Source organism: Spirulina sp. LEGE 11439, assembly GCF_059821285.1.
On record NZ_JCAMRX010000004.1, the window covers coordinates 115649 to 134554 of the forward strand.

The following is an 18906-nucleotide window of genomic DNA, read 5'->3' on the forward strand; positions in this document are numbered from 1 at the left end:
TGAGTAAAGAAGTGAGAACAAAAGTATTTTTTCATCTACTCTTATTCTCAAGTTGCTTTAGCAAGTCTTAGATTTTGCATTTTAATTTTACGCTCGATTCTGGTTGGATTCCAGCAAAGCATTATGGGAGCAGTGCATAGCACCTGCAAATCCAATTCTGCATTGTTTAAAGAACGGCATTGTTTTAACAATGACATTAAATGCAGAGGGTTGAAAGAGGAGCGGACTGGAAGCGTAATTCAGTTTCTGACTGATAGGTTTTTGCGGGATTTTTGCAATCAGAACTTAAAAGGAAGTTTGCGATCGCGATCTGGGAAGTAAAAATCTCTAAAATCAAAGAATGTGAAATCTTCCGTCATATTCTTTTGGGATAACTTCTTCTTTTGGGATAACTTCTTCTTTTGGGATAACTTCTAGATTGAAGATTGCAAACCCAAATTAGGCTAGTTCAAAGGTGTTTTTTCGCGTTGCTTTGGAGGTGGGCTTATGATGATTCTCTTGGTAGCAACAGGCTACTTGTTACTGGTTTATGGTTTATTGATGCTGGTCGGACGGAAGAATAAAACAGAACGACCAGCACCTCGCCAGATTGAATCTGGGAGTTAAGCAATCCCAGATATTTCGAATAAAGCTCTATAAGTCTACCGAATTCAGAGGCATTGATGCAAGTCGTGCGGATAAAAGGTAGACTTTTTCTACATTGACTTTTTCTACATTAGGGACTTCTGGCAGCCACTGTCGAGACAATTGAGCAAAACGTTGCGGATCTCCACTAACACAAAAGCGAGTTGAGCGCTTCTTTCGAGGGCTGTCTAGTCCTAATAGTTGAAGTTCTCGCAGTGCAGCTTTGGCAACATGATAAGCCGGATTCACTAAACGAACTCGGGGAGGCAAAATTGTTTTTAAGACGGGTTCGAGATGAGGATAATGAGTACAACCGTAGATTAAAGTATCGATTTGATTTTTGAGTAATGGTTGGAGATAATTCATCGCCACTTGACGCGTATAGGGATGATGAATGCGATTTTCTTCGATGAGAGGAACGAATTCCGGACAACCCACCTGCCAAACGCGAACATCAACATCACTTTCTAAAATTGCTTGACGGTAGGCATTACTGGCAACGGTTGCAGGAGTGGCGATCGCACCAATTCGCCGGCCTTGTCGAACGGCAGCCCTCGCCCCCGGTAAAATTAAGCCGAGAATGGGGAAATCAAACTGCGATCGCACTTCATCCAAAGCCAAAGCAGAACTGGTATTGCAAGCCATAATCGCCATTTTCACCCCTTCCCCATCCATCCAAGTTAAAATTTCTCGGACAAACTGAAGAATTTCCGCCTTCGATCGCGTTCCATAAGGTAATCGCGCCGTATCTCCAAAATAAAGAATTGATTCTCTTGGCAACTGTCGGTAAAGCTCATTGAGAACAGTTAACCCCCCCACACCACTATCAAAAACGCCAATGCGTTTGTCTTGGAGTTCGTTCATATTCAAATGTTCTTGGTTATTGGTTCTTGATTATGCGTTATTTGACTCCGAACAAGCAGTTAAACTTCAGCGAATCAAATTGGCCAAGGGACTGCTGACTCAGACACAAACAACAAATAATAAATAACAAATTAACGCCGAGTTGCGCGAATATAATCGAGAATTCCATCTGCGATCGCTTGAGCCATTTGCGAGCGGAAGGCGGAAGTCCTCAAGCGGGGAGCATCGTAGCGTCCAGTCACAAAACCCACTTCCACTAAAGCTGAAGGCATGGATGTATGACGCAGCACGTAAAATCTCGCACGCTTCACCCCTCGGTTGCCAATGCGAATATTGCGAAGAATCCGCGACTGAATGGCACTCGCCAAACGCCGCCCCGAATAAGAATAGTAGAAAGTTTCTACCCCATTTACATCAGGACGACTCATACTAATTGCATTAGCATGAATGCTGACAAAAATATCAGCGCGAGAGCGATTAGCAATGGATGCCCGCCCGGCCAAGCTCACAAAATAATCTCGATTGCGGGTCATCACCACCTGTACGCCATTTTGTTGCAAAATACGAGATACTTCTAAAGAAATCGGCAAAACCACATCTTTTTCTCGGAGTCCACCAATCCCGATCGCGCCGGGGTCTTTGCCTCCATGGCCTGGATCGATGGTAATTAAAACGCGGCTATTAATGCGGCGAGGGGGGATAGTCGTCCGGGGTGGGGTGGTCGTCCGAGGTGGAGTCGTCCTTCTCGGTCGGGTTGTTCTGCGAGGAGTGGAAACGCGAGGAGGAATGGGACGAGACGGAACTGGAGTCGAAGCAATGGGATCGTCGCGTAACTCGAGGGCGAGAAGAGTCGAACCCAGTTGATTGAGTTCTCCGGCAACAATGCCGCGAGCGGTTTTTAAGGTGATTTCTACGGTTTGCTCGCGATCGTGCTGGCGCAAGCGCATCTCGGTAATCGGTCCGTTGGCACGTAGTTGAGGACCGCGCACACCCTCCGCCAAACGAGCATTGGGAATCGTAATCACATAAGCCTCGATATCGCTATTCCAATTAATCGAACCGCGAATCCTGCCATTACCGCGAATGTAGAGTTGTTCCCCCAAACCCCAATCGACCGAACGAATTGTCGTCAGGCGATCGCGTTGGGCAAAATTAACAGGGGATTCCCTGGGGTCAATATCGGGTTGAGAACGATTAGCGATCGGTTCTACGGAAGCAATATCGTTCGTATTGAGAGACTCCGACGAAAAACTATTCGTGAGGGATTCTGGGGGAGATAAATTTTCACTGCGAAGCTCAGCCCCTGCCATCGGCACGATCGCTAAGCCATTGCGACCCAGTGCGGCATTCCAATCCGGTTGTTCTCCCGTCGTATCGAGGGTAATTCTGGCCTTGGGAGGAGAAGCGCTCAACTGAGCAAAAGCCACGCGATTAACCCCCAAACGCTCGACATCAAAAGAACGAGAGACCAGATCGTTAGGCAGAACGATACCGTCCAGATCGATTTCCACTTGTCGAATATCTTCCCCGTGACTGACGCTAACTTGCCCCGAATTGGCATTCTCCAAGCGCACGAAAAAACCATTACGAGTGCTTTGAAAGCGCTGGCGATCGCCTTTACTCAACGATCGCGCCGGCCTCGGAGCAGGAGAAGCAGCGATCGGGGTCAACTCCGGTGTAAAAGTCGCCACCGCGATCCGTTCGGGTTCCGGTAATTTGACCTCCCATTGCGTCGCCGAAGACCCTGTAAAACTCACTTTTTGTGGGTCGAGGGTATAACCGGGAGCCAGTTCGATGACCAAACGCGCCGAAGCGGGAGTGACCTGCCCGACTCGCACGGCAGCGATCGCGCCGCCGATGCGCTGAGGGGCCAAGCGATCGTCCAACTGCACCCCCGGCAAATCGATAACCAAGCGCGTTGGATCGTCAATTAATTGGGCGCTCGGTCGCACGTCGCTATCCGTGGTAAAAACCAAGCGATTCTGAGAAGAATCGAAGCGCCAAAACAGAAGCCGAGAGGCTTCTGCCGGAGAACAAGAGAGCAAAATGCTCAATACGCTAAACAGTAACCAGTATTTTCTCAAAATCCTCTTTCCTCACCAAGGAACGACGAACGAGGGCGTTAGGCTTCAGAAGATTTTTCTGAAACGGCTTGCGGTTCTTGGAAGACGACCCGCAATAAAGGTGGTGCAACAAACGTAGTTGTAATCACCATCATAATGATAGCCGCCTCCGTTGCGGATGACAGCGCCCCACTTGCGGCACCGACCCCAGCAAATACCAATCCTACTTCGCCTCGGGGGATCATGCCCACGCCAATAGCCAACTTATTCAAATCTGGCTGGCCGAAAACGGTAAATCCCGTAACTACTTTACCCAGAATTGCCACGACAATCAGGAAGGCCGCAATAATTAATCCTTCTCGGTTGGCTGGAATGGCTGGATTGAGGACGCTGAGATCCGTTCGCGCCCCAACTCCCACAAAGAAAATTGGAACGAGAATATCGGCAACAGGGATCACTTGCTCTTCGAGTTCTTTGCGTTTTTCAGTTTCCGCTAAGACCAATCCGGCGGCAAATGCTCCGAGAATAGCCTCCAGTTGAATAGCGGCAGCAATATAGGAGAGAATAAAAGCAAAAACAAGAGAGACAAGCAACAATTGGCCTCGGGTTTTCATTTTATCCACCAAGCCGGTGTAAAAGGGCTTGAGAAAACGACCGATAAAAATTGCGCCAATGAGGAACACCCCAGCACTGATGATGAGATAAACAATATTGGTAATTTGAATTTCTCCAGTTTTGACCAAGCTGGCAACGACCGCGAGAACGATAATACCGAGTACGTCATCCAGTACCGCCGCCCCGATAATAATCTGTCCTTCTTTAGAACTCAACTGTCCGATTTCGGCGAGGACTTTAGCGGTGATGCCAATACTGGTGGCAGTGAGGGCGGCTCCAGCGAAGATCGAGGGAATGGCACTGACATCGAACAAAAACATTAATCCCGCAGTTCCTGCCACAAAAGGGACGACGACACCGACAACTGCGACGATCGCAGCTTGGGGGCCAACGCGGATCAGTTCTTGGAGTTCTGATTCCAAGCCAATTTCAAACAAAAGTAGGATCACGCCGACTTCTGAGAGAACGGAAATCACCTCGCTTTGGGAGTTAAAGACCGCGTTAGCATCCTCGGGGGAGAGGTTGGCGGTTAGTTCGAGAAATTGGATAATGAGGGAGTCACCGGCTTGAGAACCGCCCTCGGGAAACACGAGGAGATGTAGGGCTGAAACACCGATCGCAACCCCGCCGACCAATTCCCCTAAAACCGGGGGAAGATTAATGCGAGCGCAAAGTTCGCCGCCGATTTTACTGGCAGCATAAATCAACACCAAACTCAGCAAAACCCCAGCGAGGACTAAGCTGCTATCCGCCTCTTCTGTGGTGGCTAAGAAATGATGAGGAATCCCGGGGAGGAGTGGGGAGTCAATGAGGGGAAGAGAATTCGCCCAAGTCATTAAATTAAAAGTCATTGAAAATCTATTCGCTTGATATTCTGCACCCTCGATAGACGCAGATTTTTTAGGGTATCCCGATAAGGGTCAGTCTAAAAGATTCCATCGTTACCAAAATCCGCTCGGGAGATCGCAAGTATCGATCGCTTCCTTGAGACTGTTTCTAAAGTTAATGTTAAGCCAGTGGGGGGACTTGGGATCGGCTTGTTCTTCAAATTCGCTGACCTAAGAGACAAGGAGGGTTTATCATTACTCTGCGATCGCCGTAGCGCTAAAACGGAATCACAGTAAAATATTGGCAAAATAATCATTGAGAATAATTAATTATGAGCATCGATCTCCACTGCATCGACTCAATTGAAGATTACGACGAAGCGATCGCCGTCTTAGAAGATTATGTTCGCGATTTAGTCAAAGAATTTGTCGCAGCGCCAGAAGGAAAAACTTATCTCGAACAATGCCCAGAAATGCAGCAATATGCAGGTAGTTGGATTGATAATCTCCTTTATTTTGGCTACGCTTACGAATCGGTGACATTGCCTCGTATGAAACGAAATGATGTTGAGATAATCGTCACGGAACTATTTCCTCGTAAAGTCTCCTTAATGAATCCCGATGAAGCCGATACTGCTATTCCCGAACTTTTAGCATTTTGGCGCTTTCTCGATCGCGCTTACCAACATCCTCAAGCCAAACGTATTGTTGCTTTACTTAAAAAAATTAAACCCAAATTCAAAAAAATGATGAATGATTCCAGTAAATTTGGTATCGCTAAGTCATTTTTAACCCAAGGGAATGCGGCAGGATTTGACATGACTAATCCAGAGGGACTTGCAGAATTTCAGAAACAATATAATGCCAATCTCAAACAAGCAAAAACAAATTCTTCTAATTCTCCCACAACTAAAATTTTTATGCCCGATTCAGAACAAGAGTTTAAACTTGTGGCTGATAGCTCCAATGAAGATATTTCCATCGACGAACTGCCTCCAGAATTAAAAAATATTGTTGACTCTTTATTGGGAGGAGCAATATTAGAATCAGCTACTCATTCTAATAGCGATAATAGCCCGCAGGATTTCTTACAGGAATTGCGCGTTAAAATGTTTAAGGAATTAGTAGAAAAATTACCACCTTTCTCAGCTGAAAAAATTGCGATTTTGCGAGAACAGAAAATTTCTGAAACTCAGCCCGGAACAATTTTACAAGATTTTCAAGTTCTACTGGAACTTATTGGCAAAAAAGGAATTGCCGTGACGGGAAAACATAATCTCTTTCCTTTAAAGCGATTGCGAGAGATTAATCAATGTTTGAGTCAACCCGTGGATTTAGCTCTCAAGCGTCCCTTGCAAAAATCCTATCCTCCTATTCATGGTTTATACTTGCTCCTGCGAGCATCAGGGTTAGTCCGAATAGAAAAGTATGGGAAGACAAAAATGCTTGTTCTCGACCCGGAAATGATGCGATCGTGGCATGAATTCAATCCCACAGAACGCTATTGTACTTTACTTGAAGCATGGTTGGTTCGCGGGAATGAAGATATATTAGGAGAACGAGGTGGAGATATTTTCAATACATCTAGCAAATGTCTCCAATATTGGCCGCATATTCCCAATAATGGTCGAAAATTTACCAGTTATGAGGCGCAGCAATCTCTCAGTTACGAGCCGGCTTTGTATAATATTGCTTTGATGGAACTGTTCGGGTTAATTGAAATTAAAACCGGAAAACCCGAAACAGGAAAAGGGATGCGAATTCGACAAATCAAAAAATTACCCTTTGGGGAAGCCTTCATGGAATTAATGTTCCGCACATTTAGCGATCGCGGTTTATCGTGGGAATTTGAGAACAATCAAAATATTCCTATGGGAGAATTACAACCCATATTACAGCCTTATTTTCCTGAATGGAACAAGACATTAAAAACCCCGAAATTCGAGTCTCGTTCGGGAATGTATATCTTTAAAATATCTCTGGGCAAAATCTGGCGCAGAATTGCTATTTCTAGTGCTAATACCCTAGCCGATTTGAGTCGTATGATTTTACATTCTGTTAAATTTTCTGCGGATCATCTCGATATGTTTCGCTATAAAGATCGGCTGGGTCGCACGGTGGAAGCGACGCATCCTGCCGCAGATGGTTCGCCGTCTACCCCTGATGTAAAAATTGGGGATTTACCCTTAGCTGAAGGGGATTTGATGATGTATATTTTCGATTTTGGCGATTGGTGGGAATTTGCAGTCACTTTGGAGAAGATTGAGGAAGGAGTGGAATGCGATCGACCAAAAATTATTTCTCGAAAAGGGAAATCCCCAGAACAATATCCTGATTGGGACGAGGAAGAAGATTGGGATGAGGATGAATGATTTTATAGTAATTATCGTCAGTTAAATAGTCAGAGGATTGAGAGTAGAAAGAGTTTGAATCAATATCCTCGCTTCAGGAATATCTTTGTAAATTCGCCGAATACCTTGTTCGTCAAGATACTGTAATGCTTTATTTTTCAAAGCATTTGAATCCATTGTATGAATATTGCTGGTTTTATAAAGGAGTTGCTTTAGCTCTGTTGGCTTTTTGCCGCGACATTTACTCAAAAGAGAACGAGATGAAGCAATTAAGATTTCTGTTGAAGGAAAAACAATAAAAGGTAGAATTAAAGGTAAATATTCAAAAGAGAAATCTTGATTAGATTTAAAGTTGTAGAATTTTTCAATAGCACTCTCTAAAATTTTGACAACATGAAAGCCATATCCTTCAAAATAGTCATCTTCTGATGATAAACGACGCTCGGAATCAGTGGTTAATAATAAAATATCCTTATTCGTCAAAATACCTGAATCCAATTCACCTGCAAATTCATCAAATCCTTTAATGAGAACTGATAAAACTTTATTTCGTAACTCGAGTGCAGGATAACTCGGTAAAGAAGGATCGCTATTTTTAGTATTTATCCAATAGCGATCGACATAATCTCGAATAGATTGGTTTCTCAGTTCAACACAATTTACCTCTGATGGCGAACCATAGTTTCCTTCGATAATACATTCAATGATTCGTTTAAAAATAGCATAATCGCTGCCTCCATCCGCAATAATACCGATATTTCTTTGCAATAACTCAACCATAATTACTATCCAATAGTCCCAGAATACCAAAGCTCTGCTAATTGATACTGTGGCATTTCAACTTTTACTTTTCCAGTTTCCGGATCGGTAAAACTTTCACCCTCTACAGCACCAATTCCGATCAACGTATCGAGAGCTTGGTTTAAATTTCGCACATCACTCTGAAATCCTTTTTTCTGAATTCGAGTAGTATAAACACAGTCCAAATTCTTATGAAATTCTCGTAATACTGAGGGACTATGAGTTGTCAAAATAAACTGAGGTGTATGAGAACGATCCTCTGATGCTGTTGCTTGCCAAATCCAATCCATAATCTCCTGAATATTACCGGGGTTAATGCCATTTTCAATTTCTTCTATGAGAATCAAAGCAGGTGAACGTTGCAGTGAAACCAACAAAGCAATAGCGGCAGCTTTAATAAAGCCATCAGAAATTGAATCAGATGTAAATTCTTCAACGAGGCGATCTGTACCGGAACGACCTAAATCAAATTCCCATATTAAACGCTGGCGACGATAATCATCAAAACGAACACCTTGAAATGAAGAATTAAAACGTCGCATCAGCACAATAAATCTAGAAAATGTCCTTTCTTCTTTCTCTTTAATATATACAATCAGCTTTTCTAAGTTCCGCCCTTCATAACCTAAAGCACTCGGAATTCTGATTTTCTCACCATTTTTATTGTCCTCTAGAGAAACATTTCCTTTAAGAAAACTGGGTTGAAAATGATAACTAAATGTTGTTGCAAAATCCCTAAAAAAATTATTTGCAAGAGTCCGAATAGTATTCGATTGCTCAGACGATTCAAGTATTTTTCGTAGCTCTAAATTCTGAGTTTCATTTTCAAATCCATTTTTCAGTTCCTGCTCATTTCCAGAAATATTTATGTTGATTTTTTCACAACATCCTACATTACCTTCCAAATTATTGTTAGTATATAATTCTAGTTTATAGATTACTTCTGTGTTATTAGTTAACCAAACTACCTCAATCGACATTTTCTCGTTGTCATTCGCTAAACGATGCTTATGGGGAAAATAATCACTAGATCGAACTGTAGAATGTGATTCTCTCGAAGGATTACCTCGCCGGACTAAGTTGGCAAAATGCTGAATTCCTGATAGTAGATTCGTTTTACCGGAACTGTTATTACCAATCAATAGTGTTACAGAACTCAGTTCAATTGTTGTTAATTTGTGAGTCTTATAATTTTTGAGAGTAAACTTTTTGAACATGAGGGTTTTATCTTCCTATTGAAGATTTTCGCGATCGCCTTTCAATCTTATTATATTTTAATTGTCAATAATACCTTCAACTGTCGCTTTAACCGACTCAGATAGCGCGTCAAAATCATAGCCTCCCTCTAAACCGTAAACTACGCGGCGAGTTACTTGCAAGCTGTATTCAGTGAAGAGACGAAAATCCTCGGGTTCGAGGCTAATTCCTGCGAGAGGATCGACTCGAGTTGCGTCATATCCAGCACTAACGATGAGAATATCGGGGGCAAAATTCTTTAAAAAAGGCAAAACTTTTTCAGTAAATGCTGCTTCATATTCAACTAACATACTGCCTGCCTGCATGGGAACATTGAGAACATTATTGTGAAGTCCTCTCTCCCCACAACTTCCCGTTCCCGGATAAAAAGGAGATTGATGCAAGGAACAATAAGCGAGTTGGGGATTGTTCTCGATAATGTGCTGCGTGCCATTGCCGTGATGTACGTCCCAGTCTAGAATGGCAACTCGCTCGATCGCAGGCTGTTCTAGGGCATAATACGCCGCGATCGCTGCATTAGAAAACAAGCAAAATCCCATCGCGCGATCGCGTTCTGCATGGTGTCCGGGGGGACGTGCTAAAACTAAAGCAGGATTTTGGGTCTCGATCGCGCGATCGACTCCATCCAGCCACGCACTCACTGCCAGTAATGCTACTTCGTAACTTTGAGAAGAAACGGGAGTATCGATATCTAATCCCGTCGCTTCTTCAGCCGCTAATTTGATGCGATCGATGTGACTACGGGGATGGACTTTCAACAACCACGGGATTACATCTCGCTGTTCGATAGGTGTCGGCTCTTGCCATTGTAAGCGATCGCGCCACGATGCTTTTTTTAACGCCTCTACAATTGCCGTTAAACGTTGGGGACATTCGGGATGAAAGCGTCCGGTTTTATGGTCGAGAAAGCGATCGGAATAAAGGACAGGTAGTTGCATTTTTTATTAGTTGTTGGTTATTGATTATTTGAGTACTCTGTTAAAAAATAGCTAATTATTAACGATTCCTTCAATTGTTTCTTTCACCGATCGCGCAAGGGCTTCCAAATGATAGCCACCTTCTAAACCATAGACAATGCAATGGGTAATTTGCAAAGTATATTCAGTTAAGATGCGATAGTCAGAAGGTTCGAGACAAATTTCTGCCAAAGGATCGGCTCTATTGGCATCATATCCCGCACTAACAATGAGAATATCTGGGGCAAAATTCTTTAAAAAAGGAAGAACTTTGGCTTCAAATTCAAAGCAATATTCTTTTAATGTACTTCCCGCAGATAGGGGAATATTAAGAACATTATCGTATTTTCCTCGCTCTTCTGCCTTTCCCGTCCCCGGATAGCAGGGAAACTGATGCAGAGAACAAAAAGCAATTTGAGGATATTCTTTAATAATATCCTGAGTTCCATTGCCGTGATGTACATCCCAATCAAGAATCGCAACTCGTTCGATCTCAGGTTGTTTGAGTGCATACAAAGCCGCGATCCCAGCATTACAAAATACACAAAATCCCATCCCGCGATTGCGTTCCGCATGATGTCCCGCCGGACGCGCTAAAACCAAAGCAGGACTATCGATCTCTAAAACGAGGTCGATCCCATCTAACCAAGCACTCATCGCCAAAGATGCCCTTTGATAATTTTGACGCGACAATTTAACACGATCGGTATACTGTTGCGAATGCGCTTTGAGTAGCCATGCTGAGATCGCCTCTTCTTCTCTCATTTTAGGCTCATGCCATTGCAAAAGATCGTGCCAAGAAGCCAATTTTAACGCCTCCACGATCGCCATTAAACGCCGAGGACATTCCGGATGAGATGAATTGCGATCGCCATAAAGAAAGCGATCGCTATAAATAATCGGCAGCAAAGTCAACTCCCAACTGATAACTGATTAAGCCCCTCCCCAACGGGCGCGATAGGGTCGGATATCGAGGTGGAGGAGATTGGGATAATTGCGGTAAATACCCATCCCTCCCGGCCAATTTCGCAATTTGCTGGCCATTTGTCGCCCCGTCATGCCCGATCGCAGCAGATCCACCGCTTGACCGATTTTATGACGGGAATATTTAGCCCCTCCTACTCGAGAATTCCAAGGTTCGGGGCGATACCAACTCGTAATTGTGAGCGGAAATCCTCCCAAACGTTCGCGCACGTCCTCTAAACGGGTTGCGAGAGCGATAATATTATCCACATGTGCCTTACTTTGAGGGATTCGCTGGCCGTTATGAATCGCTTCTCGCCAGAGAAAACTTCCATTAGGAATGATCGGATCGTTGAGAAAGAACGTACTCGTATAGCCCGGTAAATTAAAGGCATCGCCGCGATCGCCCAGTTGAGGAGCCTCCTCCTCGGGTTCTTGCTGTAATGGTTCTCCATTCTGCAAAATCTCGATATGATCCACAAAGGCATACCAAGTATTAAAACCGTTAAAAGTCTCTTCAAGGAGAGCGAGTTTGACGTGATTGCCTTCCTCTCCCCAACTGTGTAACGATAGTTTTTCCCCTTCCTTAATGGGATATTTTTGATTGGGATCGGCGATTTGGGTACTATCGATTGGTTCTTGTTTGAGTACCGTATCGCGAATAATTTCTACGGCTAAACTGGGTTTGGGTTGACCGAAGATTTTCCCCCAACTTTTCCCCCCAATAATTCCATCTGCGGTGAGTCCCTGCTGTCTTTGATAATTTTTGACTGCTTCAACGGTTTTCGCATCGTAAACCCCATCAATTTCGGCACCGACCCGATGTTCGACATAGCGCACGGCTAAACCTTCTGCATGATTGGGACGCAGGATGGGTTGAGAAATGATTTCATCGATCGCCTTCCACGTTAGGGAAACCGGGCGACCGGAAGCATTAATCCCCATTAATTGGTGAAACTTCTGGGTTGCAGATTCCGTACTCGGTCCGGGGATACCATCTTCTTTCAACGCTTTCCCATTAGAATCGCGAATTTGCAAGCGATTAAGGGCTTTTTGTAATTCTAGAGTTTGTCGTTCTTCAACTTTAGGGGTATCGGGTTTTTCATCTGGGAGTTTACCCGCCAATCCTTTGACGATCGCATTAGCCATCGCTTCGGTATTGTAGCGCTTCATATCTTTTTCAGCATCAATGAAGCAGCATTCAATCAGAATAGCGGGCATGGCGGTATTTTTCAAAACATAGAGATGCGAGCCGTTTTTGACTTTGCGATTGAAAAAACCCAAATCGAGAATATTCTTTAAAACCGGGGAGGCAATGCGGCGAGAAGCATCGCTAATGGCAAAAATTTCCGTTCCATTAGCGCTGCCATTAAAGGCGTTAAAGTGAATCGAAACATAGATATCAACCTTTTGACTATTGGCCGTCCCGACTCGCTTGCGGAGAGAGTCGATGACACTACTGGCACTGCTGGGGGTACAGTTTATGGCCTCGTGTCCGAGAGCCTGTAGTTTATTAATGACTAAAGTTCCGATCGCTTTGGTTAGTTGATCTTCGCTGCCAAATTTGGAGGAAGCGCCCGTATCGGGGGGAGCATTATGCCCCATATCAATACCGAATTTCATAAACTTATCTCCTTAAATTAGTTATCGGTTATTGGTTATTGGTACGAGAATTGCTGTTTGTAGAATGCGATTGTAGTCGTCTTGAGAAACAACAAATAACTAGCCAATTAACTTGCTCCATGTTTGCGAACCTACGATCCCATCAACGGTCAAATGGTTGATTTGTTGGTAGCGTTTAACTGCTACAGCCGTATTTGGGCCGAAGATACCGTCGATCGCGCTTCGGACGCGAAACTGAACGTAGCGCACGGCTTTTCCCGTTGCATGAGAGGGACGAAGAATGGGACGCTCAAAAATCTCTTCGATCGCCTTCCAAGTGGCGGCACTAGCTGCACTGAGGGTTTGCAAGGCCATCACGGTATGAAAGCGATCGGTGGCTGATTGGGTCGCAGGTCCACTGATGCCGTCCTCAACGAGGGCTTTTCTATTGCGATCGCGAATTTGCAAGCGGTTGAGTGCCTGTTGCAATCTGAGTACCTCTGGGTTAACGGAAATGGGTGCATCGGTATCGCCGCGATCGTCAGGAGGATCGTTCGCTGGACTCACCCCCGTCAATCCTTTGACGATCGCATTGACCATCTTCTCCGTGTTATATAAATCCATATCCCGCCGCGAGTCAATAAAACAGCCTTCGATTAAGATGGCTGGCATTATTGTATTTTTCACGACATATAAATGAGAGCCATTTTTAACGCCGCGATTATAATATCCCAAGGCAACGATATTGTTGAGAATGGGGGCTGCAATTTTTCGTCCAGCCGAACTGGTGGCAAAGATTTCCGACCCGCTTGCCCGTCCGTTAAAAGCATTAAAGTGAATGGAGACAAAAATATCGACTCCATTGGAATTGGCAGTTTGTACGCGCTTTCTGAGAGAGTCGAGAACGCTGGAAGCCCAACGCGGCGTACAGTCGATAACGCTATACCCTAAATTTTGTAATTTGGCCATGACCTGCATGCCAACAGCTTTGGTCAGGTCATCTTCTCGTCGAATTCCCACGGCCCCCGTATCTGGAGGGGCATTGTGTCCCATATCAATGCCGAATTTCAAGATTTTTCGACCTCCAATGCGATCGCTTCTAATTATAAGGTCTCAGAGTTTTATCTCCTGTGGGGAAGACGTTAACTTAAGTTAAAAATCCCGATCGCATCTGGCGCGATCGGGATTCTTATAAAATCAGTTTTGCTGCGATCGCTTAACCGTTCTCTTGCAGCCACTCCTCAGCAATTCGCTTTTCTCGTTCGATTTGCGGTTGATTGGCTTCTGGGTTAGGAAATTGGTCGATCTCTTTTAAAGCATCGTTAAATAGTTCCACAGCTTCTCGAACAACCTTAGTTTGATTGTCTTTTTTGCCCAATTCATGGAGAATTTGTGCTTTGAGGTAAATAATTTCGGGATTATCTGCGGTTTGCGATCGCGCCCGTTCGACGCGATCGAGTGCCTCTTGAAAGCGCCCTAAATCTCGATAAGCTAAGGCTAAGCCGCGATCGACTAAATAGGAAGGTTTAGCGGTGCGTTGGAAATTTTCAATGGCCGTATCGGGACTGGAAAAGGGCAAATTCACTGCGAGGAGTAACTCCATATAGCCTTTTGCCAAATTCAACTCTGGATCGTCGGGATCGGCAGCTTTAGCCGCGTCGAAGGCTTGGAAAATTCCTTGTAGCTTGGGAACTGCCCCGAGATAGTTCTTATTTCTTAAAACATCGTAAGCGCCTTCTAGCATCAAACCCACACCTTTATAGAGATTCCCGCGCACGGGATCGCGGGACATTAATCGTTCTGCGGCTTCCTTGGTTTTTTCTCCGTAAGTTTTCAGCGTTTCCCAATCTCCTTTATTGTAGGCAAGGGCTGCTTGGAGGGCATGGGCGAGGGGTTCGTCGTCATCTTCGCGCAAGGCTTGACTAATCAAGCGTTCGGCTTCGCGATAATCCCCTTCTTTAAACATGGCTTCAAATACGTCTTCTGTCGCATCACCAATGGGTTTCTCGGGGAGACGTTGGAAGGGATCTCCGGCTAATGCGAGGGATGCCCAGCCGATGGCAGCGATCGCAACAGTGGAAGAGAGAATAAGAGAAAGCGATCGGGATGGTTTTAATAATCGTTTCAGCATGAAAATTTTCAAAATATTGACAAGGTAAACGGGAAACAAAGAAGAGGCGATCGGCAAAGAAGGAAACCTAAAAATTCTGCTTTCCTGACCGTTCTGGCTTCTGACGATCTGACGGATTTCTAGTTACCCGAGTTCCTCTATCAATATTTACTGATTCAGCGATCGGCTATCCATCGTGTAAAGTGCGATCGCAACTCCTCTAATTTGAGATGATTTTGCTAATCAAACATTATTTTGACTGGCAATTCGCGATCGCACTCCTTATCTCCTCTTCCCCAACGCGATCGCTGATGCTCACGGAACCCATGCGATCGGGCAGAATAAAACGAACTTTCCCATCTTTAACTTTTTTATCGCTTTTCAAAGTTTCTAAAATTGCCTCGACTTCAATATCCGCAGGAATTTTTGTCGGGAGTCTCGTTTTCTCAATTAAAGCATTTTGGCGCTCGGCGGCGCGATCGCTCCACATTCCCAACTTTAGGGCAATTTCCCCCGCCGCCACCATGCCAATTCCCACCGCTTCCCCATGATTAATACGGCGATATCCCGTCAAACTTTCTACTGCATGACCAATCGTATGCCCATAGTTGAGAATGGCACGCAAACCCGCTTCTTTCTCATCCTTACTGACTACCTCAGCTTTTGCTTGGCAGGAACGTTGCAAGATAATTTGTAATAATTCTTTATCAATAAAATGGTAACTATCGAGACGTTTCGCTGCTTCTAGACGGTCAAAGAGATCCGCATCCCAAATCACCCCATATTTAATCACTTCCGCCATTCCCGCGCGAAATTCCCGAGGATGCAGGGTTTTTAAAACCAAGGGATCGATCGCAACGAGTTTAGGTTGATAAAAAGCCCCGATTAAATTCTTCCCTTGAGGATGATTAACCCCCGTTTTCCCGCCGATCGCCGCGTCCACCATCGCCAAGAGAGAAGTCGGGATCTGCACAAAATTCACCCCCCGCAACCAACTCGAAGCTGCAAACCCCGTCATATCGCCAATTACTCCCCCACCCAACGCGATAAACGTCGAAGATCGTTCGAGGCGATTGTGTAAGGCCGTATCGTAGACTTTTTGAATAGACTTGAGAGTTTTATAGCGTTCTCCTGGAGGAATGAGATGAGTTGCAACAGCAAAACCCGCACGTTCTAAAGATTTTTGCACCCTCTCCCCGTAATGTTTAAAAATTGCCGGGTTAGAGATGAGGAGAACTTTTTGACCGAGATTTAAAGGTTGGAGTTGTTCGCCAATAGACTCTAAACTATTGGGCGCGATCGCAATATCGTAAGCATTTTGAGGGAGATCGACTCGAATTTGCATTTTAGTGGTGGGTTGTTGGTGGTTAGTGATTGGGAATTCCTCTTCCTCTGTGGCCTCTTCCCTGAAAAAATTAAAGGGACATGGCATCGCCACATCCCGATCGCTTGATAATTGGGGATAGGAGTGAGAGCGTCCAATTCGCCATCTCAAGCCTTTCTCAAAGAGAATTAGTTAACGGTTTTACCGCCACCCCACATTTCACCCTGTAAAGCAGGTTGAACGAGAATATAACCCGCCACATCATAGAGATCGTCTTGGTCGTATTTTCTCATTTCCGGCCAGAGATCGAGACGACTCGTGCTGTAATGCAAAACATCAATGGATATTTCTCCATCGTAAGTTTTGGGATCGTTGACGAAATCTACAATGCCCGCGATGCTATCTCGGGGAGGGAAAGCGCCAGCCAAATCATCTAATTTTAAAGTGATATTGGGGTTCGTTTTGGTTCTTCCCGCCATGTGACATTGGGAACAGGTATCGTTAAATAGCTTTTTCCCGTTATCTAATTGTTTGTTGGTTACAACAACCGTCTCGCCTTCTGAATTTAATTTGACGGTTCGGTAGCTCTCATCTATATTAACCGCCCGAGCGCTATCGACGGTCATTTGTAAACCGAACAATAGCACCGCTAAAGCGATCGCGGCAAATTTTAAAAAACGCATTCTTCTCCTCCAATGGATTTTTGTTCCATTTTTTTGTTATGGAAACGACACCACCTCAAGTCTTGCGTTTTTGGCTTCTCATCTCGGACGATCGATCGGGATGACTGGCTCAATGAAGCCAATATAACGAAGGGTTAAGGGATTCTCATAGATAATATGATGCCATCAATCGGTAATTGAGAAGCGATTATCGATCGCCAGTACCGGGAAAATCTAGGAAATTGTTGACTCTTGTCCGCATTTTCCAAGCTGTTCGCGAAAATTGATAATCTTGCCGACGATCGCGATCGCAGGGGCGGTAAAACCAGTATGGGCAACCCGTTCCACGATTGTCGCGAGGGTACCGATGAGTTCTTCTTGTTCCGGACGAGTTCCCCAGCGAATCAGGGCGATCGGGGTTTCCGCATCCAAACCGCCAGCTTGTAGTTGGGCGGTAATGTTGGAGAGGTTGTGAATGCCCATGTAAATAACAATCGTTTCCGACCCTTTGGCGATCGCCTCCCAATCAATTTGCGGACGATATTTCCCCGCAGCTTCGTGACCCGTAACAAAGGTAACAGAGGAACTATAATTGCGATGGGTGACGGGAATGCCTGCATAAGCGGGGGCGGCAATTCCAGAGGTAATGCCCGGAACGACTTCTACGGGAACTCCGGCGGCGATAATATCTTCCATTTCTTCCCCCCCTCGTCCAAAGACAAAAGGATCTCCGCCTTTCAAACGCACGACGATCGCGTTATTTCGCGCCTTGTTGATTAAAATTTGCGTCGTTTCTTGTTGCAATTTGGAATGTCTCCCCTTGCGTTTGCCTGCGTCAATTTTTTCGGCTTGGGGGTTAATCATTTGTAATATTGCCGGACTGACGAGGGCATCGTAAACCACCACATCCGCACATTCGAGGATGCCTTTTCCTTTCAAAGTCATTAAACCGGGATCTCCCGGTCCTGCCCCCACGAGATATACTTTGCCCAAACAGGTTGTTTTTTGCGCTAGCTGCATGAATCAATCCAATTTTTAATTAATCTCGCCAGTTCTGGGGTTACACCGAAGGGTTGTCCCAACCATAAATTTGCGTCGGTAAATTTAGATTGCAATTGCTGAATCTCTCGTGCGATCGCGTCGGTAATTCCCCCAGTGAATAAAAAGTAGGGCTGAATGGCAATATCTTTCTGTTCGCTAGTAACGAAACGAGAAATTTGTGTTTCTAAATCGGGCTGGACGTGCCAATAAGCGGGTAGGGCGTTTAATTGTACCGCAATTTCTGCAATTTTCTGATTGGCGAACTCGCGCCGACTGCCATGAGCTAATAAAATGCGATTTTGAGTCGGAATTTGGGAGAAAGCGGCCGCAAGTAACTTGACCATTTCAAGGCGAGATCCTAAATGAGGTAAGAGCTTTAATTCAATTTCTCCTCCCAGTTGCGATCGCGCGGCGGCAACTTCGGTGGGGATATCTTCGCTGACATGAATCCCATTTAACAAGAATAAGGGGCAAATCTGCACGCGCTGACACCCTTGGGATTTTGCTTGTCTGGCAAAGCGGAGAATGTTGTCTCGCAAGGGAACGGGGGCGAGTTCGAGGGCGGCACTTCCGACTAAGGGCGGACGGGGTAAAACGAGGGTATTTCCCGTGACAGAACTCGGGGCGATCGCCGCTAATTCTCGAGAGACGAGGGCGGTTAACCGCGCAATGGCAAGAGGGGGACGGCGATCGCGGCTTCCGTGCCAAACGAGGAGAGATGCTGAAGACAAAAGGAATAGAAAAGTTGAAATTATCGATTTACTTTAACGCAATTTGTCAACTCATTTCAAGATTTCTTTACAATATCTCCTAGCTGCAAGCTAGAGAGCGAATAAAAAAGGGTGC

Annotated in this window: 15 protein-coding genes; 1 reads left to right on the forward strand and 14 read right to left on the reverse strand. The window is 45.0% G+C overall.

Annotation, left to right across the window (positions count from 1 at the left end):
- Window positions 1-633 precede the first annotated feature (633 nt).
- The 3 genes from murI to AC6RV6_RS04225 form a co-directional block, all read right to left on the reverse strand.
- Complete coding sequence (murI, locus tag AC6RV6_RS04215; protein WP_500239158.1) at window positions 634-1488, reverse strand: glutamate racemase; 855 nt, start codon at window positions 1486-1488, stop codon at window positions 634-636.
- Window positions 1489-1619: 131 nt separating this feature from the next.
- A complete protein-coding gene (locus tag AC6RV6_RS04220; protein ID WP_500239159.1) occupies window positions 1620-3542 on the reverse strand; it encodes an N-acetylmuramoyl-L-alanine amidase in 1923 nt (640 codons plus the stop codon).
- 68 nt (window positions 3543-3610) lie between these two features.
- Window positions 3611-5017 carry a cation:proton antiporter gene (locus AC6RV6_RS04225; RefSeq protein ID WP_500239160.1) on the reverse strand — a complete coding sequence of 469 codons (1407 nt, stop codon included), beginning with the start codon at window positions 5015-5017 and terminating at the stop codon, window positions 3611-3613.
- A gap of 308 nt (window positions 5018-5325) precedes the next feature.
- Here AC6RV6_RS04225 and AC6RV6_RS04230 point away from each other — a divergent pair, with 308 nt between their 5' ends.
- A complete protein-coding gene (locus tag AC6RV6_RS04230; RefSeq protein ID WP_500239161.1) occupies window positions 5326-7365 on the forward strand; it encodes an IS1096 element passenger TnpR family protein in 2040 nt (679 codons plus the stop codon).
- Between the two features lie 21 nt (window positions 7366-7386).
- Here AC6RV6_RS04230 and AC6RV6_RS04235 read toward each other — a convergent pair whose 3' ends face one another.
- From AC6RV6_RS04235 to AC6RV6_RS04285, 11 genes are all read right to left on the reverse strand, one after another.
- The gene (locus tag AC6RV6_RS04235; RefSeq protein ID WP_500239162.1) at window positions 7387-8124 is read right to left on the reverse strand and encodes a hypothetical protein; all 738 of its coding nucleotides are present in this window, start codon (window positions 8122-8124) and stop codon (window positions 7387-7389) included.
- A 5-nt stretch (window positions 8125-8129) separates the two neighbouring features.
- Window positions 8130-9362, reverse strand: a complete 1233-nt coding sequence (locus AC6RV6_RS04240; RefSeq protein ID WP_500239163.1) for an AAA family ATPase — start codon at window positions 9360-9362, stop codon at window positions 8130-8132.
- Window positions 9363-9419: 57 nt separating this feature from the next.
- Window positions 9420-10340 (reverse strand): histone deacetylase family protein, encoded by a 921-nt coding sequence (locus tag AC6RV6_RS04245; protein ID WP_500239165.1) that lies wholly within the window; start codon window positions 10338-10340, stop codon window positions 9420-9422.
- A gap of 51 nt (window positions 10341-10391) precedes the next feature.
- Window positions 10392-11267: a histone deacetylase family protein gene (locus tag AC6RV6_RS04250; protein ID WP_500239166.1), complete on the reverse strand. Its 876-nt coding sequence runs from the start codon at window positions 11265-11267 to the stop codon at window positions 10392-10394.
- A gap of 24 nt (window positions 11268-11291) precedes the next feature.
- Window positions 11292-12944, reverse strand: a complete 1653-nt coding sequence (locus AC6RV6_RS04255; protein WP_500239167.1) for an N-acetylmuramoyl-L-alanine amidase — start codon at window positions 12942-12944, stop codon at window positions 11292-11294.
- Window positions 12945-13043: 99 nt separating this feature from the next.
- Window positions 13044-13994 carry an N-acetylmuramoyl-L-alanine amidase gene (locus AC6RV6_RS04260; RefSeq protein WP_500239168.1) on the reverse strand — a complete coding sequence of 317 codons (951 nt, stop codon included), beginning with the start codon at window positions 13992-13994 and terminating at the stop codon, window positions 13044-13046.
- Window positions 13995-14139: 145 nt separating this feature from the next.
- Window positions 14140-15054 carry a Sll0314/Alr1548 family TPR repeat-containing protein gene (locus AC6RV6_RS04265; RefSeq protein WP_500239169.1) on the reverse strand — a complete coding sequence of 305 codons (915 nt, stop codon included), beginning with the start codon at window positions 15052-15054 and terminating at the stop codon, window positions 14140-14142.
- A gap of 229 nt (window positions 15055-15283) precedes the next feature.
- On the reverse strand, window positions 15284-16378 hold the full coding sequence (gene aroB, locus AC6RV6_RS04270) for a 3-dehydroquinate synthase (RefSeq protein ID WP_500239339.1): 1095 nt from the start codon (window positions 16376-16378) through the stop codon (window positions 15284-15286).
- Window positions 16379-16545: 167 nt separating this feature from the next.
- Window positions 16546-17040: a photosystem II cytochrome c-550 gene (psbV, locus tag AC6RV6_RS04275; protein WP_500239170.1), complete on the reverse strand. Its 495-nt coding sequence runs from the start codon at window positions 17038-17040 to the stop codon at window positions 16546-16548.
- A gap of 213 nt (window positions 17041-17253) precedes the next feature.
- Window positions 17254-18039: a uroporphyrinogen-III C-methyltransferase gene (gene cobA / locus AC6RV6_RS04280; protein WP_500239171.1), complete on the reverse strand. Its 786-nt coding sequence runs from the start codon at window positions 18037-18039 to the stop codon at window positions 17254-17256.
- Window positions 18030-18791, reverse strand: a complete 762-nt coding sequence (locus AC6RV6_RS04285; RefSeq protein WP_500239172.1) for a sirohydrochlorin chelatase — start codon at window positions 18789-18791, stop codon at window positions 18030-18032. The genes cobA and AC6RV6_RS04285 overlap by 10 nt, the downstream gene beginning before the upstream one ends.
- Between the last annotated feature and the right edge of the window lie 115 nt (window positions 18792-18906).